The following is a 21,017-nucleotide window of genomic DNA, read 5'->3' as shown; positions in this document are numbered from 1 at the left end:
CTATTTATCAACTCCTAACTCTTTTTGCAATCTACGCAATCCCATTTTTTCTATATTCTTAACATCATTTAAATCTAACATATCTCAATAAGTTAAACTTTTATCAACAACAAAATCATTTTTTAAATTTTTAACAAAAGACAAAAACTTAGTATCATACTGCATAACATCGAGTAAAGATATTTGAAACTTAAAATGTTGCATACCAATAGCAGCTGCATTTTTTAACTTAACCTTTTTTCCGTTTGCAGAACGCTTAACACTCTCTTGTTTTCAAATTGTGTAATTATCTTGGTCATCAAAAAAACCAACTTGTATTTTAAACTTTGGAAATATTCAAACTAAACATCTAAATATACCTTTTAAAACTAAAGGTCTCTTTAAATTTAAAGGAACCAACATACCAGTTGCTAACTCTCTATATTCTACTCAATGATGTCCCTCTCGTTGAGCAACAAAAACTAAATTAATAGACATCTGCCGAGCAAGGATAAATGTTGGAATAGTTCCACCCCAACTTTTAGCAATGTTACCTTTATAATTATTAGCATCAATATATAAACCCATTTCATCCAACACAACTAAATTAGAATCAGAATAAGGAAGAGGAATTTTAAAATTTTTAAAATCCAACATATCCATTCCACCAACAGCAACATTATTATCCAAAACAGGATAATTACTAAATTTATCCTCATATTTAGAATTAATAATATAATGAGACATTAACATTGTTTTACCAGTACCTAACGCCCCAATAACATAAGTTAAAGGCGATTGTTTCATAGTTTTAAAAAACCGTAACTGATTTCTTAAATCTTTTAGCATAACAAAAATATAAATAATATCAACAACAAAAACTACAATATAAAAAACTATACGTAACCAATTACTACCTAATGGTTTATATAAAAGTAAAAAATTACAAACAAAATAAACCAAAGTATTAAATCAATTATTAATAAACCAATTTTTAATTCACTTATGAAAATTCAACATTCTAAAACCTCCCAAATGGAAAAATATTACCAAATTCCACAATAGCTTTACCAGTTACCGTGGAAAAAATTTACTAATTTCCAATAATACTACAAATTTTATAAACTAAAAATAACACTAATCAAATTGAGAAAAATATAACAAGTCAAATTCCAATCATAACAACATAATATTCAACACCATAATTCATATCCAATTTATCAGGTGGAATAAACGCAAAAATTTGAAAAATACCTTTATAAACTTGATCTAAAAAATAACTTCAAGGCATTAATAAAACCCCCTAAAAATAACTCTAAATATTCAAATTAAAATTCCAAATATAAACAATAAAAATGAAACAAAACAAATATAAGCAATAACTGGTGGAAAATCAACACCAAAAATAATAGTTAAAAACTCATAATACATATCTCAAACAGTTTTATCTGGAATATCTGTTAAGAAATACATAAAACACACCTCTCTACGTAATACCTTTTTTAGTAGGTAAGAAAATTTTAATATCCGTGAATTAACTTGCGAATAGTTTCAACTCCAAGAACCACAAACATCAATACAATTGGAATAATTAAAATAGCATTTGAACCTAAAAAATTTAAAAATCAAGTTGTAAATGCTGTCATCCATTGCGCTAACTTTTCTGCTCATGCCTCTATGGCTTGCATTATATTACCAGTACCTTGGTCTGTATTTGCCAAAAATAACATAAATCTAATCCTCCCATAACAATAACCTAAAATCTTACCTACTAAAAAAGGTATTACTAAATACCTCAAAAGAACTATTATCTTTTATCTTTTAATTCTTTTTTTAAACTTTTCAATAATTCTTTTTTTTCTTTAATTCTTTTATTAACCGATTTATCAATAAATCTATATATAGTATCAATTATATAAAACATTAAAACTACAAACATAGTAATAATCATAAAAGTATAAGTAAAAATTAACATTATTTATTACCTACCTTATCTATTTCTCTACGTAACTTAAGTATTTTTTTATCTAACCTAACCTCAGTACTAGGTTTTTTTACTTTAAAAATATTAATAAGACCAATCAAGTAATAAATAGCAATAAAAATAAACGGAATTAATAAAAATATACATGCTATAATCTGAAACATTTTAATTCTCTCTTTCCACCTTCAACATATAATCTTTACAACGTTGTAATAACAACTCAAAACTATCATCAGTTAAAGAATCAATTTTAACATTTTGCTTTTTAAGATAAAACTTTAAAGTTTTCCTTAAAACAATCAAAGGTAATTTAACAGACAAACAACTATCAACTGTAGTAACTAACTTATCAAACCGTTCAAAATATAATTTAGAGACCATTATCAAAAACCTCATAAGGTTTTACTAAATCAATTTTTCCATCTCACTTAAGAGAAACTAAAAACAAATTACCATCAATTAAAAAAGATTTTAATTTTAAATAATTCTCATCTGTTACCTTAAACCATTTTGACTTAGATAAATCTTTCGTACCTTTAACAGTACCATTTTCTAATCTAACAACAGGACGAAAAGTATAACTATCTCATACACTTTCAGTACCATTATCTGCTTTAATAATTTTGCCCGTTACAACTTCTATCAACTGCACTAAAAATTCATTCATAACATAATTCTCCTTTAAATAATTTAATTAAATTACTTAAAAGATTCCTAAACATCTTAAAAATTTAAAACTTAAATATAATTAATACTATTAAACTAAAAATAACACCAATAATACCCTATATATTATTACTTATATAAAAACAAAATTTTTTTATTTGAAAATTGTAAATGCAAGTAGAAAAAAATCTTATACTTTTATATTAACATATTTTTTAATAAAATTGACAAAATAATGTAAACTGTAATATGAAGTTCAACAAATCTATTAATTTAATAATAACTTATTTGCTTATAATTGATATATTAAAATAACATAAAAAGACATAAACGATGTATAATTATATTAATTAATATTAAATTGGAGGAGCATAATATGATAAATAAAAAATTAGCAGAATATTTAGATATTTCTAAAATACAAGCAACAAAAATTGAGATGTCTATTTTATTTTTACTAGTTGAAGCAAATAAAATTAATCGTACAATTTATAAAACTTATGTTTTAAAATTTATGTCATTTTTAGAATGAAAAATGGCGCAAAAATATGGAGAACATTTTTTTAGAACTGATTTTATAGCTTTAGAAAATGGACCAGTTCCAGGAAGTTTTATGGACTATATTGATAATAATCCAAATTGTAAATTCAATTATTTTATGTGCAAAAATATAAATATAAATAATAATAATTCAAAAACTAAAATTTTTTATTTAAAAGATTTGAATTCTGAAAAATTCATAAATTTAGATTACTTTTCAGACGTTGAAAAACCTTTATTAAAAGAAGCAGTTAATTGAATTTTTTCCTTTAATAAAGTTGGAGAATTAAGTGAAGATACTCACTTAAAAATGAAATCATGAAAACAAGCATGAACTAAAGCTCAACAAGAAGGAAAGAAATCAATAATTTTTGATTTTGCATTAGACATATCAAAAAATGAAGATGATGAAACATATGAAATTATTAAATTGTATAAAGAACTAGGATACAAAAAAAATGGAAATTAATAATATTATAGTTTCATTCCTTATTGATAATGCAGATATGACAACAACCGAAACAGGAGCACCTCATCCTTCAATTTGTATACCAATTTTTAAAGATGACAAAGATATTCATGTAATAAGACTTACTACACAAAAACCAAAAGAATATGAAAAGCTTGTAATTAAAATTAATGGTAGACCAGATACAAAATTATATAAAGATTGTTATGTTAGATTAGACGGAAGTAAAAGTAACTTTCATATAATTAAAGAAAATAATTGCCTCAATTATAAAAGTATTTATTGTCAAAATATTCATGATAAATATAGAAAAAAAATTTTACAAGCTTGCTTAAATTCAAAATTTATACCACGAATTTTTCATCCATTAATACAAATAGAAATAAATAAATTTAAATAAAATTTTGAATTTTATTAACAAACAATTTTTTAGCTGAATTCCAACCTAAACACTGTCGTGGTCTTTCATTAATAATATTAACTATTTCATCATAATATTGTTATGAATAAATATCTAAATCAATACCTTTAGGAAATCAATGCCTTAAATCCCGGTTAATTCGTTCTACAATAGGTTTTTGAGTAGGTTTACCTTTATCACAAAAATAAACTTTAGTACCAATATAAGCTTCAATTTGTTTTCATTCTGAAAACTCTTTACCTTGATCAGTTATAATACCTTTAACTATTTTCTTTAAGATATTAGTTTTAAAAATACTTTTAATAACTCTAATTACTTCGTTTGGTGTTCTATCTTTTAATTTTTTTACAATTTCAAATTTAGTTAATTGTTCAGTTAAAACCAAACATACAGATTTCAAATCTTTGCCAACTATTGTATCCATTTCAAATCAACCAAATTCATTTTTATTATGTTTAGCTTCTGCAATAGTTCTAAAACTAGTTAATTTACCACGATTATCAATATTTTGTTTACTTTTATTTTTTCGACCGTGAAAATACAAATTACGTTTATTTAAACCAAATAAACCAAGAAAAACATACTTATATAAAGTTTTAAAACACACCGGAAATTTGATACCAAATTCACGTTTATATGCATAGCAAATAATTTCTGGGGATCAATGAAATTTATTAAATTTTTCATCTAATCACATTAATTGTTGATATGAAAATTTTATATGTTTAACTGATTTTTTACGATTTTTAAGATACTTTTTATGAGCTTTAATAGGATTATATTCTTTTAACTTTTGAAAACGTTTAACTTCATTTCAAATTGTAGAGACACTTCTTTCCATATATTTAGAAATTTTAAATAAATTTGGTTTGCCATTTTTCTTTTGAAATAGTTTTGATACTAATAACTGACTTAATATAACACGTTCATCAATACTGAAATGCTTATAATTCATTATTAAATACCTTTTCTAAAATTTTTTGTTATAATTATTACATATTTTTAATAAAGGAAGGAATAAGTTAAAAATGAAAAAGTTATTAAGTATTTTGGGAGCAATCGGATTAACAGCAACAAGCACAACATCATTAATTAGTTGTGAAAAACCAAATAACAATGAAAACGGGGGGGGTAATAAACCAGAACCTAAACCCGAACCACAACAACCACCAGAAAATAGTAATTGAAAAGTAGTTAATAATTCTAAGGAAAAATTAGAAAAAGAATTTAACTCAAAAAATAATAACTGATATATTTTCATTGCTAAAAGAGGAAAATACTATTCTATTTTACAAGGAAAAAATGATGGTATTAATATAAAATATGATAGTTTAGGAAACATTAAAGTAGGATTTGAAACTATTGGAAGTGAAAATACAAATATTTATCGTTGAGATGGTTTAAATGAACCTCAAACACCCGAAATTGATACAAATACAGGTAAAATTACAGATTGAAAAGAATAAAAGGACTTAATAGTCCTTTTTTATATTAATCTCACAAATTTCATAAAAATAATTAATAGGAATATATTTGTTATTGTATTATATAGTGCTGGACTAAATTTTCATACCTCAAATGTTTGATTAAAAAAACTATATATTGTTTGAAAAATTTTACCAACCCCACTTGCTAATTCATTCACTTGTTTAACACCGGGAATATTATTTACAACTCAAATTGCAGCATTTTTTATATGACACGCTAAATTATATCAACTACAACTTTCATATTGTGCTTGTCATCATTGTCCATCAGGGAATAATCCACCATTATTTATTTCTTGTCAATTATAAATACCAAAATTAAAATCATAATAACGATACATATCATTTTCTTTTTGCGCTTGTAATTCAAAAACATTATAACCAATTTTTTGTTCTTCAATTTTTTTATATTTTAAACCATATTTGTTTTTTAAAGCACCTTCAAAAACATAACCTTCATTTTGATTAATATTATAATCATTTGCAACGGAAAAATCATAATTAAATACATTACCATAATTAGTACTATAAAATCGATTTTTAAACGCTGAATACAATTTAATATCTAATTGCTTATATTTATCAGAAAAATAAAAATATCGTGGATAAATTTTAAAACCATTATTCGCTAATAAACCATATTTCTTGTTATAACCTTGCACATAAGTATTATTTTCTAAATCAAAAATGGTTCGTAAATAATCCTTATAAAAATTTTGCGAAACCTTAAACATACTATTTAATAACTTTTCAAATTGAGTTTTATTAGTATTACTTTCTGCAATTAATACATCTCTAAAATTAACTAACTTTAAACCAAAAAAGTTAATTAAAATCGTATCATATTGTAAATTATCAATATAACCACTTTCAATAAAATTACTACGATTTTGAAATACTGGCACCAATGCATGCGCAAAAAATGCTTTTAAAAATTTATTAATATCAATTTGTCCTTTCATCTGTTCAAAAATATATTTACCAGTATTAGGAGTATTACCTTGATAATAATTATATGTTTCAGCACTAAAATTAAATGTATTTTCTTTATCTTTCATAAAAGAAAATAAAAACCCTAAATCATCAGTATACCGATAACTATTATAATCATATCCATTCCAATATTGCTTAAGGTGTGTTAACTCTAAACTACCAGCAATAATATTTTTTCGTTCATCAATCGTTAAAATCATTCGATAAATTGACTTTTTAGTTAAAATTATACCAGTACTAGTTTTATCTAAATTATTAATAATTTCAAAATCAAAAATAATTCTTTGACTACTTAAATTTGGATCATCATAGTTTGGATTTCCGCCTTGCTGAACTCTAATATTTTCTTGCACAATAACATCAATATATTTTAATAAAAAAGAACGAACATTTTGATATTGATTATCATTATAAAAAATTATTTTACCTGTATTTGTATCAATTTTAGGTGTTTGAGGTTCATTTAAACCATCTCAACGATAAATATTTGTATTTTCACTTCCAATAGTTTCAAATCGTACTTTAATGTTTCCTAAACTATCATATTTTATATTAATACCATCATTTTTTCCTTGTAAAATAGAATAGTATTTTCCTCTTTTAGCAATGAAAATATATCAGTTATTATTTTTTGAGTTAAATTCTTTTTCTAATTTTTCCTTAGAATTATTAACTACTTTTCAATTTCGATTTTTTGGTGGTTGTGTTGTAAACTATCAACACTTTGTTCTAATTCCCCCCCAGCTTCCACTGTATTAAGATATTTCGCAAAAAAATAAGGAAGATTAGCTTGTTCTTGTAAAAATTGATTGTTATCAACGTCATAAAATTTATTTTCGTTTTATTGTTAATCCTTCCTTTCTCAATTTTTGATAAGTCTATAACATCATTACTAGGTTTATCAAATGAAATACCTGTTGAATATTATCCTTTAATGATCTAGTTATAACTTATAATTATAAGTTAATGATTGTGATGTTTTTAAAGTAGGGTTAATAAAGTAATTTGTTTCAGACCAATTTTCAAAGAAACTACTGCGTAAAAACATCGTATTAATAAAATCAGTTTCATTGATACCGATTGCTTGTTGCTTAACATTATAATTTTGCTGATTTAAAGGTTTGAATGCTGTTAAAGTAATAAAAGGAATAATTAACCCTAAAATCCCTAAAATAGATATGGCAAATAAAGATAATGACTTACGCATTATTCTTTACCACCTTTAACTATATCTTTATTAATTTTTTTCTTAATTCATAATATTAAATCAATAATTCCCGCAGCAGTTAAAATTCAAAAAATTATATATCCGATACACATAATTGAAGAAACTGAACCAAATTTACTCAAAAATAATTGAAATTCTTTAATATCAATATAAAGAAAAGGTACAAACATTCCCAAACTAATTACCAAAAAATATAATAATATTTTTCATCATTTTTCTTTTAAAAACTTTAAAATTTTACTTTTCATAAATTCAACTCCTAACTATACAATGTTTTTGAAACAATAAACCCAACAATATATAAACTTGATATTGTTAACATTAATGGATGACTAAACAAAATTGCCATTTTGCCAAACAAAGAAAGTAACCAGGTATCTGAGTTATATAAATCCATAATAATATTTTTTGCTGATGTAAGTTGATTTATAATAACTGTTATAAAACCTGTCCCAAAAATAGCGATTGCCGCAACTAATAAAACTAATCTAATCATTATTTATGTATCCTTCTATATGCTTGTTCTCTTGTTTTTGCTTGTTTAGCTAAACTTGATAATTGTTGTTTATTACGATTAATTTTAAATTGTTTACGTTCTTTAAAATGTGCTTTTACACCTTTGCCAGTGTTAACAGCGCCACGAGCACCACGAGCTGTTGCAGAATATAATTTTGATGTACTATTTTGAACAGTTGAACCTAATTCATTATATTGTGTTGATGTACCATGAATAGCATAAATTGATAATTTAATAACCATAAAAAAGATTATAAAATAAGCAATCGTTGTATTTGTCATTGGCAATTTAGTATTTCAAATCACATCAAAAATAAACAAAAATACATCAAAAATAAAACTAAAAATTTTGTCTCAATTACTATTATTCTCAGCAAATAAATTAATCATCTTTACCACTTCCTTTTTCTTTTTTAGGTTTTAAATTTTTCTTTAAAATATCAATGTCTAACAATTCTAAACGTTCTTTTATTGTTAAATCTTTAAGTTGTGTTCAATAGTACTCTTTAGTAACAGGAACATCATCATTTTTTAGTTCACGAACAAATGACAATCATTTACTTTCATACTTTTGGGCGATTTCTAATGGGATAATTATTTTAAAAAACCGAATTCCTAATCCAACATCAGATCTATGTTTTGCATGTTTACCTTCGGCTGTACGTTTGACAGACTCGGTTTTTCAAATTTCATAATCAGTAATATCTTGAAAAATACCAATTCGCATAATAAAGAATCTATTAAAAAAGTTAAATCCTTTTTTAACAATTGGTTTTTTCAAAGAAATAGGAATAATAATACCACTAGCTAATTGGCGAATATTATTTCAAAGCATACCTTCGCGTTGTGCAGTAAATAAAGCACGATGTCCAAAATGTCTTGCCAACACAATTCAAGGAATTTTGCCACGGTGAGTTACTTTTTCATCGTGCGGGCTTGTCCCATCGATATATAAAAAACTTTCATCAAACAAAATTAAACTATCATCTGGGGGAACTGGTTTTGTTCTATCTGTAAAGTCTAAATTTTTAAATGTTAAAACTTTAACTTTGTCATCTTCTAATGGATAATTACTATAAATTTTATCTGTTAATAATTTCATTGTTTCTGACAAATAAGTTAAAAGTAATGTTTTCCCTGTTCCTAATTTACCGATAATAACTGATAAAGGATTATCTCAAACAAAATTAACTAACCTAAACGCATTTAACTGATAAAAAATATTTTTTCATAATCACCAAAGAAAATAAATACATTGCAAAGCAAATAATAATCAAAAAACTAAGCCGGTATAATTTAAAGAAATAATTCAAAATAATAAATCAACTAAACTAAACAAAAGCATTGAACCGCTAATATAACAATAATTTTTTAGAAAAAATATAAACTTTTTCATTTTACCTCCAATAGTTATTTATAATTAAACTAGTATTATTATGGTTTTCTCTCCCCACAAATCAAAAAGGAGAGTGATAAAAATACTTAGTATTTTTTTATCAATACTACGGACATTCACACCAATAATGCCCTATATATTATTATTTTTAGGTTTTAATCCTTTTGGAAAAGAATTATTCATATTAGATAAAATAATATGATTATTCAATACAATAGAAATTAATAACCTATCATTTATTTGATTTATCATTATTTCAGTTTTAATAGGAGCAGGAATAATAATAATCAAAAGAATAATATCAATATTTATATAAAAATTTGTGGGGAGAGAAAACCATAATAATAACAAAATTTAATTATTTAAAACAACTAACTATTTTAAAAACCATTCACAACAAAAACCAAGTTAAAAATAAAATAACAATTCAAATACCAATCATAAAAGTTAAATATTCATTTTGAGTTAAATTTCATGTTGTAATACTTTCAACATTAGATTTATCTATAAATAAAAATACATGAATAAAAAACTCTTTTAATTTTTCTCAATCTTTTATCATAATTTAAAAGCTTCACATTTTTTGAATGATTTTAAAAAACATTCCAAAAAATAAGACTATAAATAATACAAAAGATAATATATATAGAAATTCGGGGGCATTTGAACCAATAATATAACTAACAAATTGAACTCAGTAATCATATAAACTCATTTAATTTAAATCTTTCAAATCATTAATTAATTCTTGTTCTTTTTCAACACTTCAACTTGTTAAATTATTATGGTTATTTGTTTTTACTTTTTGAGGTTCACCCGGAAATAATGCTTTTTTCATTTGTGTAAAATAATTTTGTTTATATTGATTATATAAATTAATTAATTCTGTTCCAGTTAAATATTTTCATACATGACGTTTTAAATTTTCATTATATTTTACAATAGGATAAGAATTATCATAAATCAAACCAATAGCAACTTGATCAGAATGTTTTTCACTAAAATAAATAAATCTATTACTTAATCAAAAACCAATATGTTTATTGTGATTAGGTAAATTTATAAATGAAGCTTTATCTGTTCTAAAAACTATAAATTCTCTTCGAATAAAATAATTTTCTACGTTAATATTCTTCTTATAAAAACTCATAAAAACACCTTACTTTCACACATATAACTCGTTTTTACTAGTATTAATACCGGCAAATCATTTACTTTCAATTATTCTGCGAAAAGATTGGAAACCGTTATAACCAATAAATCATTCTATATCAATAACTTTTATAGTATTATATTTACACAATGGCGGATTAGAACCACTTTTATAACTTGGTTTCTGATACATTACTCAAATCAACTCGCTTTCTATTGCACTGCATTGAGCAAACATTTAACTTAAAATACAACCTCCCCAACAAATTTTTTATTCAAAATAGAATGACAAATTTGACATTTACGTTTAATAAAAAATATTCAAATTCCTAACATAATTTTTTCCTTTCTCTTAATTTTTGATGAAAAATTCAATGACAATTATCACAATATTCCTTTTATAATTTGCCATTTTTATTCATTTCACTTTCTAAATGTTCTGCGATATGTTGATAAAAACTCATTTCTTTTCGAATAATATTAACGGATTCATGATGAATTTCATATTCATTTAATTGAATTAAAGTAGCTTGCATAGTTTTAATTTTCATTTTAATTTCATCTAATAAATCTTGCATATTTTACTCCTCTAAACTTTCTATTTTTTCTTTGAATTCAGATTTTATAACATAAGCACCTTCTGTTCCAATAATTAATGATTTCCCTTGAATATATACAAAATCACTTTTCTTTAATTGATTTTGTTTTAATTTTTCAATTAATTCATCTCTTAATACAATTTCACTTGATATAGTATTTTCTAAAAAAGTTATATGATTATCTTTTTCAACAAGTTTATTTTCATAAAAACTTTTTACTTTTTCTAAAATTTGTTCACGATCACTTTCAGAAAATATTTCATCCACTTCATGATGATTTAATCGTTCTTGATATTCTTTTAACATTTCATAAGTTGCTTTTAAAACATCTGGTGCCATTTTATTAGGCCACTTTGCAAAATCTTGACCACAAATCGAAATTACTTGTTCGATACTATCTATAATTTTTTTCATATAAATACTCCTTAACATTTACTGTAACAAACATTGTTATATCTAATGCTTAAATAATGTATATGTATTGTAATAAACACTGTTAATAACATTGTTAAATATATAAAAATCAAAAAATTAAGGCACACTGAAAATAACTACTTAGTTTTAACTAATAGCTATTAAAATATAAAATTATACGTTTATAATTAAGTTGATATTTTTACACTATATACTGCCTACAAGTTTTTGAAAAAAGAAATACTTTTTACAACATTATTTCTATTAAATACTACTAAAAAAATATTTCATAATAGACTCAATATTATGAACAATAAACAATATAAATGTAACTACTATTGGCGATATAGTCATATTTATTTCCACAACAGGATTTTTCATCTTGTTAACATTATCAATAATAACCAAAATAATTAAATTTATTTAAAAATAAATTTGTAGACAGTGTATAGTGCAAAAATAAACAACAAAATTATTTATTCAATTCACATAAAAGCTAGTGTGCCATAGCTAAGATATATGATCGATTATAATAAATATTAAAATCCTTTAACCATAACACGGAAAAAGTTTAATATTTTAATAATTACTCAAATTCCAAATGGAATTAAAATAATTCAAGCATCACCTAAAAAAGTCATTAATTGTGGTAACACAGCATAAACAGCATCTTTAACTTTCATCATCGCATTACCCAATCCAGTTCAAATAGAATCCATTCCTCCTGAAATAGTAGGAGTATCTGCAGCTAGAAAATTAACAGCTGTTGTTAAATACATACCTAACATTATTCTTTATCCTCCTTATTTTTAATTTCTTTTTTATCTTTTTTCTTTCCTTGAATTTGACGAATTTTTTGATAAATCGATAAACCAATTCAAGCAAGAATTCCTAAAATAATAACAATACTAAATATTCATGTTAACCATACTGGCATAACTTAATTCCTCCTAGAAATTTAGCTTGCGCGGCACGCTTCGCGTGTTCGCTACGCTCAAAATAAACAATATTGAATAAATCACCGCTAATAAATTACGCGGATAATTTATTCATTTTCTTTTACATTATTAGTTACTATCTTATTAACAGTATTAATAACATTATCTTTTCCATACTTAGTTACTAAGGACCGCAAAATAAAATAATGTTTTCTTTCCATTAAAAAAATCAACTCCTTTCAAAGTTGATTTTTTTCTGCTTCATATTACAATTTACAATTAAAATACATTAAATTATATTTAAGTTTCGTGCTAGGAAACCTTTTAAGATTTGAAACTCAAACATAATAAATGTTTAAGTTAATATAATAATACAAGAAAAAAATAAATTTCTACATTGTTTTTTTTTTTTTTTGTTTTAATTAATATGTGATAATTGTTGTGCTAGGCAGTTATCACTTTTTTTTATTTTATTTTAAAACTTTTTTATGAATACAACAATTATCTTGTCTTCGATGTTTATACATACCTAAACAATTATTATCAGGGCAATAATAATAATGACCATAAGATATCATAGTATCTTTTGCTAAACCCCTAAAACTATTATAAGTTGTATTTTTAGTAGTAAAAGTTCAAATTTTGCCACATTCTTTACATTTAACATCTCTATCTGCCATAAAATTAATCTCCCTTCAAATACGTATTTGAATTAACAAGTTTGTACATTCAATTTCGAAATTGAACGTAGAAGCTATTTTTAACACCGCACATTTTCATTTTTACTATAATCAATATTTTTAATATAATTTCTAAATATTCTACTATCAACAGAAACATATTTTTTATAATCCTTAAACTTATCTAAACCTTTATAAGTATCACAACTAAAACCAATTTGAAAACCATTTTTATCAGCAAAAGCAAAATAATTTAAATTATCCTTAATGGAATAAATTAAATCTTGTTCAGATAATTCAACAACTCCAACTTTTACTTTTGGGTTTTTACAATTTTTACTAAATTGATATGCCTTGATATTTAAATCATAATGATTTTGACTTTTATTATCATTTGCAGTCTTAACAATATACTTTGCCAAATATTTTACTACATCTTCATTAGAACCAGCACGAACTTTAATATTTTTATTAATACCATATTTTCAATAATTCAATATAACACTATTAGGTATTCTTTGATTTAAAATTATATGAAAATGAACAGCGCCTCTTTTTTGATACTCATAAGTATACATATATTTCAAAAGTCCTTTATGATTTTTTGCTCTAATAGGATTATTTCATCAACGATTTAAATTTTGAAAAAACTTCATTAAATCATACTTACACTTTTTAACATCTGTCTCATTTAAAGAATAAGTCAATGTAAGAAAACTCAAATTTTTAACATTTGAAAAATTATGATATGCTTTTCGAATACAACTACCCTGAGAGCGAATACGACTATTTAATAACTTTCTATCATTTTTACCAGTATTTTTAACACCTAACTCATTACGAGGATTACTATTTATTAATTCCAAAGGAAGAACTACATTTTTAACATAATTACCATAATAAACCTTTTTAATATAATACTCCTTTTTAATATAATTTAAAGAATTCATATAATTATTATTACCTTTTTTTAAATTATCATAAACAAAAACATTATTCATAATTATATAAATTCTCCTTTCAACTATATTTAAGTTTCGTGCTAGGAAACCTTTTAAGATTTGAAACTTCCAATATAATTGAAAGTTATATTATGTTGAGTTGTGTTAGTTAATAAAGTTATATTATGTTGAGTTGTGTTAGTTAATAAAGTAATTCTACCTAATTAAATAGTTAGATACAATATAAAAATAAACATTTTAAAATTCATTTAATTTTGGTAAATATAATGTCAAAAATTCATGTCAAAATTCTCACGCTCTTGTTTTTAATTCATTTGGTATTAAAAACCAGTGTACAAATCCTTCGCCAATAACTTCATATAAACTAGAAAAAGAATATGAACTAAGATGGAATAATTTAAAAATTTTTTCTTTATCTAAACTTTGCCAATTCTTAAAATTAATAATTTTACTTATTAAAAAATCTTTTAGTTTATTACTTATATTTATATGCATATTGCTTTTTAAAAAATGGTCTAACATATGTCCTAACTCATGGAAAAAAACTCTAAATGGATCAAGAACAGAAGAATAACCACTATGAAATTCTTGATTTCCCTTAGAATTATAATAACATTGTAATGTTCGCGCATGGATTTGAATATGATGGTCGAAATGACCATATCCGTCTGCATCAAGAACTTGAGCAATATCAATTCATTTTAGTACATTATTAACATTATTTTTTCCTCAACTACTAGCTACGTAATTATAAAATCTTACCATTAATTGTTTTAATGTATTAATATATGCTGGACAATAGTTATCAATGAAGTTTGTTAGGGATGTTCTAGTTTTTGGATTCAAAAAATTTGATAATTCTTCATATGAATTAAATTCTGGTTTTTCATAAAATGGCAAGTCAGGATATTTAGCATGACTTAAAAAAGCATTTGTTAAATTTTTTTCAAGGTCTGTTGCTGGATGTTTACTAATTCATAAACCATTATAACCACGTTGTTGCATTCAAGTTTGATTTGGAACATATTGTTGATTTAAATTAATTTGATTTAACACTGATTTATCGAGAAAATAATTAAGAGTAACTGAACCTCGGTAAACATTAAAATCATTAGAAATAATTGTAGCAGTAGTAGCCGTAATGTTATTTTTAATTTGAATTTTATTAATATTTAATTCTGGAAACTTTTGTTTTAAGGTAGCTTTAATTTGAGTTTCTGTCGGAAGATGGTACCCATTAGTTTTAATTGTTTGTAAATTTGGATTACTAATAATTGAATTTAGTAAAATTGTTTTTTGGCTTAAATAAGCATGATATAACATATATAAAATAATAGTTAATAAAAACCCTACGATAAAAATTAATACTATATTAATTGTATAAATTAATTTTTTTTGTTTTTTCATTAATATTATTACCTTTACTATTTAATATTTTTCAAAATTCATTATATATTTATCATGATATAAATTAATATAAATAAAAATAAATTTAACATTTATCAAATTATTTGTAAAATTATAATAATAATTTACAAATAATTTGATAAAAATAAGTTATATAAAATAATTATTTTAGTTTTTAAAATTTAATGCAACATAAACATATGAAAAAATAGCAAAACATTTTCATTTAAGAAATGCTACAATCAGGTCATACTATGAAAAAGTTTTGTTTGTTTTTGCTTGTATTTTAAATTAACAAATTATTATTTATTAATAAAGAAAGCGAGGTAAATATTAAATGAAAAAAATATTAGCCTTATTAACTGGTTTATCAATAAATAATATATTTGTTACTTCTATTGTGAGTTGTACATTTTGTTCAAATGGTTCAGAAGAAGCAAATTTACCAAATGAAAATATTGATGCTAAACTTAATGAGGATTCTCAAGATGTGAAAGTATCAATAGATGATGAGACAAAGGATAATGAAACAAAACCATTTTATGAATATACAATGTTATCAACTGGTAGTGGTTTATTTCAATTTATAAAAAAAGGTGAGACAGCAATTGTTTATGATACTGGTATTGGTGGTTCACCCCGTGTATGAAATACTAAATTATATAATGGTAATATTTGACCAACTAAGTTTTTAAAAGAAAAGGGAATTAATAAGATTTCTGCTATTTTTTTCAGTCACTTTCATACTGACCACTATTCAAATTTCAGAAGTATTTTAAATAACTTCCAAGTTGATAATATTATTTTTAATTATGAAGCAAATGAATTTATGAAAAAATTTGGTGATTCAATTAGTCCTAATACAAAAATTTATGACAAGTTAGAAGAATTTTATACCTTTGATGGTATTAAGTTTCATAATTGAAGTTATTCTGCAAAAGATTTCCTTGATAAAGAAAGCCATAAAAAACAAGTAAATCGCAATAATTTATCAAATGTATTATATTTTAAAATTGGTCCAACAGATTTTTTATTTACTGGTGATGCTGAAAAAGAACTTGGCGAAGCTATTGCTAGCCAAAAACCTGATATTTTCAAAAATATTGATATTTATCAAGTACCACATCATGGAAGTAGGAATTCTCTTAGCAAATCGTTTTTTGAAAAATTAAATCCAAAAAATTGTTATATTCCAGGTACATATGATGAAGAAAATACATCATGACGTAATTTTATGGGAGCGGCAAGCCACAAATTTCCAGATGGAAATATTGTTGATCAATTAAAAGAAAGTGGTTGTCAAGAAATTAGTATGACAGGAAAACCATATAATGGTTTAACAACTAGTCAATTAGAAAAAATTAACAATACTGAAGTGACAATTACTATTTATTTAGATAAAAATGGACAGATTATTGATAAAAAATATTCTAAAAATACAATTTTAAATTCTCTTTAATAAAAAGTAATTAATTAAAAAAATAATACATTTGATTAAATGTATTATTTTTTTAATTAGAAGAATCTTTTTTATTTAATTCTCCTTCATTTTTAGCTTTTTCATAAATTTCAACAATTGCTTTATGACGTAAATATTCTTCTTCTGAAATATTTTGAATAAGGCGTTCTTTAATTTCTTCTTCAATAAATAAAGAAAGATATTTATTTAAAGTATTAACTGCGTGGTTAATTTCATCATTTTCTGTAACAAAATCATTAATTAATTCAAATTTTTCTTCTCATGATAAGTTATTAACAAATTCTAAAATAAATCTTGGATTTTCTTTAATATATTCTGATAAGGGTTTATCAACATGTTCATCGATAAAAAGATCAATTTTTTCTGGCAACATCGCTGTTTTTACCTCCTACTATACTATTTTTTGATAATATTAATAATTTTTAATTATTAATATTATCAAACTCACTTTAATTATAACATTTATTTTTAAAAAACATTTTTGCATTTTTAACAATAAATCTATATAATATTTCCAAATAAGGTAAAATATTTCTTAAAAGGTAAGGTGTAAAAAGTGAACAGGCTATTTTTTGAAATTAATTATATTGATTGACCATTAATATTATTTATTGCTAAAATATTAGTCTTTTTTGCTGTTGTTTATTTTGCTTCATATCTTACAAATCTTACTGTTTTGAAGAAAAAAATAAAACAAAGTTTAACAATTATTTTCTTAGTTGGAATTCAAATTAGTTTTTATTTTTTACTAATGGATACAACGAATTTATTGGTTCTTCGTAATCTCCTTACTTTAACAGTTTGCTTAATTAGTTTATGAATCTTAATTGGTAAACAATTGCTTCCTAATTATTATAATGATTCAATTATTTGTCTTTTTTCCATTGTATTTAAAGTTAGTTTAATAACAATATTTGCAATTCATAAAGCTACGATCAAAGACTCAGACAATATGATTATTGTTATTTTTCTAGGTCTTATTTCATTTATTGCAACAATATATTTTTTTAAACAATATTGAACAAAATATTTAAAAATTGTCTTAATTAACAAAATTTTAGCTTATATTAATACATTTAAACCATTTCATTATGCTTTAAATGAAAATAATATTTCTCTTGTATTATTTTCACAAAATGTTTTTGTTTTAATTTCCCTTGCTTTTTCTGTCAATAGTACAGTTATGTTTAAAAAACTTTCATTAATTTTAAAAAAACAAAATATTCAGGAAAATTTTAGTTTCATTAATGTATGTGAATTAGATAATGCTATTAAGTCTTTACAAATGCATATGTTAGTAAATAAACGTAGTGAAAAAGAATTAAAAATTATTGTAAATGGTTATCAACGAGAGTGCTTGAATTAGAATAGTTTTCTAAATGTTATTTTTAAATAAATAAAATTTTAAAAGTTAAAAAATGAAAAAGGAGATACAAATAATGAAAAAAATTTTAGTTATTTTAAGTAGTGTTATTTTAATAAGTTCACCTGTTTTTGGTTTGAATGGATGTGCGCCTACCCCTGCTGGACATCGTGATATTGATACAACGAGTGGGGGAGACGATGATAACAATGGGGGAACTAGTGGTGATTATGAAAAAAATCGAATTATTAAACGATTAACTAGTTTTAGTGAATTATCACCTCTTGTTGTTGATAGTAATGAATACCAAACTGTTAATAGTGATGATGCTTTTAGCATTTTAAAAAGTAAATTTAAAGAATTTAGTGATGATTTAATGCTAACACAAACAAATTTTACGCCTATTGAAATTGCAGAAGATGGGACTACCCATTATGGTGAATTAACTGTCGTTGCTGATTATAAAGATAAAGAATTAACTAATCCAAAAACAAATGATTCAAATTTTTTAATTCATGTTGCTACTAATAATTTAAAATGAGCAAATGATACAGTTCAAAAATTAAATGAAAGTATAACAATGATTTTGTCTAAAATGAATCTTTCATTTCAAGGTGCTAACTTAGCAATTGGGAATATTTTATCGTTAATTACATCATTTCATCTTTTTGATAGTTTGCCAAAAGTTATTCCAACGTCATTTAATGCGGATGATCAAAATTGAAAAGAATGACAGGGATTTGTTAATGAATTAATGAATTTACCACTTGCTGATGAAATGCTTAAAAATGGTGAAATTAATGAAACGATAAAAAAAGATCTTGTGCTGGGCAATACTCTAGAAATAAAAATTATAGCAAAATACCTTAATATTTTAAATAGTTTAGCACCAGATATTATTCATTTTCGTAATTTTGTTCTCGAAAAACGTGAGCAACAAAAATCACAAAATTTAATTTTATTACTATTACAATATTTATTTGAGAAACCACGAGAAATTAATAATGATGGGTTTTTAGATGTTAATCAAAATATTCCAAGTACTAAAAATAAAAAAAGAACCCTTCAATTTAGCACTAATTTAGAACATATTTTACATAATTTATTAGAAGGATGAAAAAGCAAAAGCGGTGAATGGTCAGATAGCAGAACTCCAATTTCAATTGTAGTAAAAGTTGATTGATTATTATCAACTACAACTGTTAATATTAAATATGAAAAAATTCCACCAGGTTGGTTTCAAATAACATCAGGGACAGAAGGACTTATTGACATTCTTTCTATTGATAAAATTAAAGCATTTATTAATCAAATATTTAATTATGATTTAACAACTGATTTATCAATAAAAGTAAAACTTGTTAGGTGAGATTTTAATTTTTCAATTCCGCTTAGTGAAGAAATTAAAAAACTTATACCTTCAATATTGAAAATTAGTGGACATAGTAGTGATGCAATTGATAATACTTCCATAGAACTAGTTAGTGGCGTAGTTCAAATTGAATATCAAGATGAAAAAGATGGAGTATGAAAAACAGCTGCTGAAATAACTGATTTAAAATCAGCACTAGAAATGCGAATTAATATTAATAATATTAAGTTTAAAGTTAAATCGAATAATGACACGATGATTTTGCTTGAAACAACTAATCCGGATTTACATCTAATTTTTATTCTAGATATTAATTCTAAAATTTTAGGAAAATAGTTATTTTTAAAAATTAAGATAAAAAAAGAATGCTTTTATTAAATAATTAAAGCATTTTTTATTTTAAAAAATTATTAACTTAATTTACTATAGGAACATTTTATTGTTATGATTGCATTTTAAATTATAATCAGTATAATTTAAAAAGATTATTAAGTAGTAAATGGAGGTCTAAATGATAAAAATTGCTTTAATTTGTTCGGCAGGAATTAGTGCTAATCGAATTTTAGATAAAATTAATGATGTTATTGTTAAAAATAATTATGATATGCAATTTTTTGTAATAACACCAGAGCAATTAGAGAATAATTATAATATTATTTTATTAGCTCCCCAAGTTGAGTATTTATCAGCAAAAGTAGCTGCTATTGCAATCAATAGTAAAGTTGCTGTGTTACCATCAGAATTATATATTAATAATGATTCAAAAGGGATTATTGATTTTGTTAATACATTATAAGTTTAAATTTTTTAATAAAAATTTTTTACTTTATTTAATTTTAAAATAATTTTTTTCAAATAAGGTGTATTTGCCTTATTTTTTATGCTAAAATATATGGGTATTATTTTTATAAAAGAAAGAGTGGTGATTTCTATGCTTGTACAACAGGAACAGTCCGGACTCATGTTACAAT

Annotated in this window: 30 protein-coding genes and 2 pseudogenes; 7 read left to right on the top strand and 25 right to left on the bottom strand. The window is 23.5% G+C overall.

Annotated elements, in window-relative coordinates:
- From SPM_RS01615 to SPM_RS01590, 7 genes are all read right to left on the bottom strand, one after another.
- A complete protein-coding gene (locus SPM_RS01615; protein ID WP_004027891.1) occupies positions 1-999 on the bottom strand; it encodes a hypothetical protein in 999 nt (332 codons plus the stop codon).
- 73 nt (positions 1,000-1,072) lie between these two features.
- The gene (locus SPM_RS01610) at positions 1,073-1,270 is read right to left on the bottom strand and encodes a hypothetical protein (protein ID WP_004027890.1); all 198 of its coding nucleotides are present in this window, start codon (positions 1,268-1,270) and stop codon (positions 1,073-1,075) included.
- Positions 1,270-1,452 (bottom strand): hypothetical protein, encoded by a 183-nt coding sequence (locus tag SPM_RS01605; RefSeq protein WP_004027889.1) that lies wholly within the window; start codon positions 1,450-1,452, stop codon positions 1,270-1,272. Before SPM_RS01605 ends, SPM_RS01610 begins: the two co-directional genes overlap by 1 nt.
- Positions 1,453-1,499: 47 nt before the next feature.
- Positions 1,500-1,709, bottom strand: coding sequence for a hypothetical protein (locus tag SPM_RS01600; protein ID WP_004027888.1), 210 nt, complete (start codon positions 1,707-1,709; stop codon positions 1,500-1,502).
- A gap of 77 nt (positions 1,710-1,786) precedes the next feature.
- Positions 1,787-1,954, bottom strand: a complete 168-nt coding sequence (locus SPM_RS06640; RefSeq protein ID WP_004027887.1) for a hypothetical protein — start codon at positions 1,952-1,954, stop codon at positions 1,787-1,789.
- Between the two features lie 174 nt (positions 1,955-2,128).
- A complete protein-coding gene (locus tag SPM_RS01595; RefSeq protein WP_004027885.1) occupies positions 2,129-2,344 on the bottom strand; it encodes a hypothetical protein in 216 nt (71 codons plus the stop codon).
- Positions 2,334-2,630: a hypothetical protein gene (locus tag SPM_RS01590; protein WP_004027884.1), complete on the bottom strand. Its 297-nt coding sequence runs from the start codon at positions 2,628-2,630 to the stop codon at positions 2,334-2,336. Before SPM_RS01590 ends, SPM_RS01595 begins: the two co-directional genes overlap by 11 nt.
- 375 nt (positions 2,631-3,005) lie before the next feature.
- Here SPM_RS01590 and SPM_RS01585 point away from each other — a divergent pair, with 375 nt between their 5' ends.
- Positions 3,006-3,638 (top strand): type II toxin-antitoxin system antitoxin SocA domain-containing protein, encoded by a 633-nt coding sequence (locus SPM_RS01585; RefSeq protein WP_004027883.1) that lies wholly within the window; start codon positions 3,006-3,008, stop codon positions 3,636-3,638.
- Positions 3,628-4,038: a hypothetical protein gene (locus SPM_RS01580; RefSeq protein WP_004027882.1), complete on the top strand. Its 411-nt coding sequence runs from the start codon at positions 3,628-3,630 to the stop codon at positions 4,036-4,038. Before SPM_RS01585 ends, SPM_RS01580 begins: the two co-directional genes overlap by 11 nt.
- Here SPM_RS01580 and SPM_RS01575 read toward each other — a convergent pair.
- Positions 4,031-5,014 (bottom strand): annotated as a pseudogene (locus tag SPM_RS01575) (IS30 family transposase). The gene SPM_RS01580 and the pseudogene SPM_RS01575 sit on opposite strands and share 8 nt — an antisense overlap.
- Positions 5,015-5,087: 73 nt before the next feature.
- Here SPM_RS01575 and SPM_RS01570 point away from each other — a divergent pair.
- Positions 5,088-5,525, top strand: coding sequence for a lipoprotein (locus SPM_RS01570; RefSeq protein ID WP_004027880.1), 438 nt, complete (start codon positions 5,088-5,090; stop codon positions 5,523-5,525).
- A gap of 20 nt (positions 5,526-5,545) precedes the next feature.
- Here SPM_RS01570 and SPM_RS01565 read toward each other — a convergent pair whose 3' ends face one another.
- The 16 genes and pseudogenes from SPM_RS01565 to SPM_RS01500 form a co-directional block, all read right to left on the bottom strand.
- Positions 5,546-7,090 carry a spiroplasma phage ORF1-like family protein gene (locus SPM_RS01565; protein ID WP_408640680.1) on the bottom strand — a complete coding sequence of 515 codons (1,545 nt, stop codon included), beginning with the start codon at positions 7,088-7,090 and terminating at the stop codon, positions 5,546-5,548.
- Positions 7,091-7,212: 122 nt separating this feature from the next.
- A pseudogene (locus SPM_RS06975) lies at positions 7,213-7,746 on the bottom strand (spiroplasma phage ORF1-like family protein).
- Positions 7,746-8,015 carry a hypothetical protein gene (locus SPM_RS01560; RefSeq protein ID WP_004027877.1) on the bottom strand — a complete coding sequence of 90 codons (270 nt, stop codon included), beginning with the start codon at positions 8,013-8,015 and terminating at the stop codon, positions 7,746-7,748. Before SPM_RS01560 ends, SPM_RS06975 begins: the two are co-directional and overlap by 1 nt.
- An 11-nt stretch (positions 8,016-8,026) precedes the next feature.
- The gene (locus SPM_RS01555) at positions 8,027-8,263 is read right to left on the bottom strand and encodes a hypothetical protein (RefSeq protein WP_004027876.1); all 237 of its coding nucleotides are present in this window, start codon (positions 8,261-8,263) and stop codon (positions 8,027-8,029) included.
- Positions 8,263-8,673 (bottom strand): hypothetical protein, encoded by a 411-nt coding sequence (locus tag SPM_RS01550; protein WP_004027875.1) that lies wholly within the window; start codon positions 8,671-8,673, stop codon positions 8,263-8,265. The genes SPM_RS01555 and SPM_RS01550 overlap by 1 nt, the downstream gene beginning before the upstream one ends.
- Positions 8,666-9,679: a hypothetical protein gene (locus SPM_RS01545; RefSeq protein WP_004027874.1), complete on the bottom strand. Its 1,014-nt coding sequence runs from the start codon at positions 9,677-9,679 to the stop codon at positions 8,666-8,668. The genes SPM_RS01550 and SPM_RS01545 overlap by 8 nt, the downstream gene beginning before the upstream one ends.
- Before the next feature lie 358 nt (positions 9,680-10,037).
- A complete protein-coding gene (locus SPM_RS01540; RefSeq protein WP_004027873.1) occupies positions 10,038-10,241 on the bottom strand; it encodes a DUF2649 family protein in 204 nt (67 codons plus the stop codon).
- A gap of 153 nt (positions 10,242-10,394) precedes the next feature.
- A complete protein-coding gene (locus SPM_RS01535; RefSeq protein ID WP_004027872.1) occupies positions 10,395-10,829 on the bottom strand; it encodes a DUF3627 domain-containing protein in 435 nt (144 codons plus the stop codon).
- Positions 10,830-10,838: 9 nt separating this feature from the next.
- Positions 10,839-11,024, bottom strand: a complete 186-nt coding sequence (locus SPM_RS01530) for a hypothetical protein (protein WP_081799508.1) — start codon at positions 11,022-11,024, stop codon at positions 10,839-10,841.
- 205 nt (positions 11,025-11,229) lie between these two features.
- On the bottom strand, positions 11,230-11,409 hold the full coding sequence (locus tag SPM_RS01525; protein WP_004027869.1) for a hypothetical protein: 180 nt from the start codon (positions 11,407-11,409) through the stop codon (positions 11,230-11,232).
- Positions 11,410-11,412: 3 nt separating this feature from the next.
- Positions 11,413-11,844 (bottom strand): hypothetical protein, encoded by a 432-nt coding sequence (locus SPM_RS01520; protein WP_004027868.1) that lies wholly within the window; start codon positions 11,842-11,844, stop codon positions 11,413-11,415.
- A gap of 539 nt (positions 11,845-12,383) precedes the next feature.
- Positions 12,384-12,632 (bottom strand): hypothetical protein, encoded by a 249-nt coding sequence (locus SPM_RS01515; RefSeq protein ID WP_004027867.1) that lies wholly within the window; start codon positions 12,630-12,632, stop codon positions 12,384-12,386.
- Positions 12,632-12,781, bottom strand: a complete 150-nt coding sequence (locus SPM_RS06370; protein WP_004027866.1) for a hypothetical protein — start codon at positions 12,779-12,781, stop codon at positions 12,632-12,634. Before SPM_RS06370 ends, SPM_RS01515 begins: the two co-directional genes overlap by 1 nt.
- Before the next feature lie 471 nt (positions 12,782-13,252).
- On the bottom strand, positions 13,253-13,462 hold the full coding sequence (locus SPM_RS01510) for a hypothetical protein (RefSeq protein WP_004027864.1): 210 nt from the start codon (positions 13,460-13,462) through the stop codon (positions 13,253-13,255).
- 80 nt (positions 13,463-13,542) lie between these two features.
- Positions 13,543-14,463, bottom strand: coding sequence for a rolling circle replication-associated protein (locus SPM_RS01505; protein WP_004027863.1), 921 nt, complete (start codon positions 14,461-14,463; stop codon positions 13,543-13,545).
- Between the two features lie 198 nt (positions 14,464-14,661).
- Positions 14,662-15,831, bottom strand: a complete 1,170-nt coding sequence (locus tag SPM_RS01500) for a hypothetical protein (protein ID WP_004027862.1) — start codon at positions 15,829-15,831, stop codon at positions 14,662-14,664.
- A gap of 337 nt (positions 15,832-16,168) precedes the next feature.
- Here SPM_RS01500 and SPM_RS01495 point away from each other — a divergent pair, with 337 nt between their 5' ends.
- Entirely contained in the window at positions 16,169-17,290 is a 1,122-nt protein-coding gene (locus SPM_RS01495) for a ComEC/Rec2 family competence protein (RefSeq protein WP_004027860.1), read from the top strand.
- A 52-nt stretch (positions 17,291-17,342) separates the two neighbouring features.
- On the opposite strand, the gene SPM_RS01490 is transcribed toward SPM_RS01495, so the two are convergent.
- The gene (locus SPM_RS01490; RefSeq protein ID WP_004027859.1) at positions 17,343-17,684 is read right to left on the bottom strand and encodes a hypothetical protein; all 342 of its coding nucleotides are present in this window, start codon (positions 17,682-17,684) and stop codon (positions 17,343-17,345) included.
- Between the two features lie 183 nt (positions 17,685-17,867).
- Here SPM_RS01490 and SPM_RS01485 point away from each other — a divergent pair, with 183 nt between their 5' ends.
- From SPM_RS01485 to SPM_RS01475, 3 genes are all read left to right on the top strand, one after another.
- Positions 17,868-18,677, top strand: a complete 810-nt coding sequence (locus SPM_RS01485; protein WP_004027858.1) for a hypothetical protein — start codon at positions 17,868-17,870, stop codon at positions 18,675-18,677.
- A gap of 73 nt (positions 18,678-18,750) precedes the next feature.
- Positions 18,751-20,382, top strand: coding sequence for a hypothetical protein (locus tag SPM_RS01480; RefSeq protein WP_004027857.1), 1,632 nt, complete (start codon positions 18,751-18,753; stop codon positions 20,380-20,382).
- Positions 20,383-20,557: 175 nt separating this feature from the next.
- Entirely contained in the window at positions 20,558-20,842 is a 285-nt protein-coding gene (locus tag SPM_RS01475) for a PTS sugar transporter subunit IIB (protein ID WP_004027856.1), read from the top strand.
- Positions 20,843-21,017 lie beyond the last annotated feature (175 nt).

The sequence above is a fragment of the Spiroplasma melliferum KC3 genome (assembly GCF_000236085.2).
GTDB lineage: Bacteria > Bacillota_I > Bacilli_A > Mycoplasmatales > Mycoplasmataceae > Spiroplasma > Spiroplasma melliferum.
The sequence above is the reverse complement of the archived record's forward strand: the minus strand, read 5'-3'. Positions and strand labels throughout refer to the sequence as shown.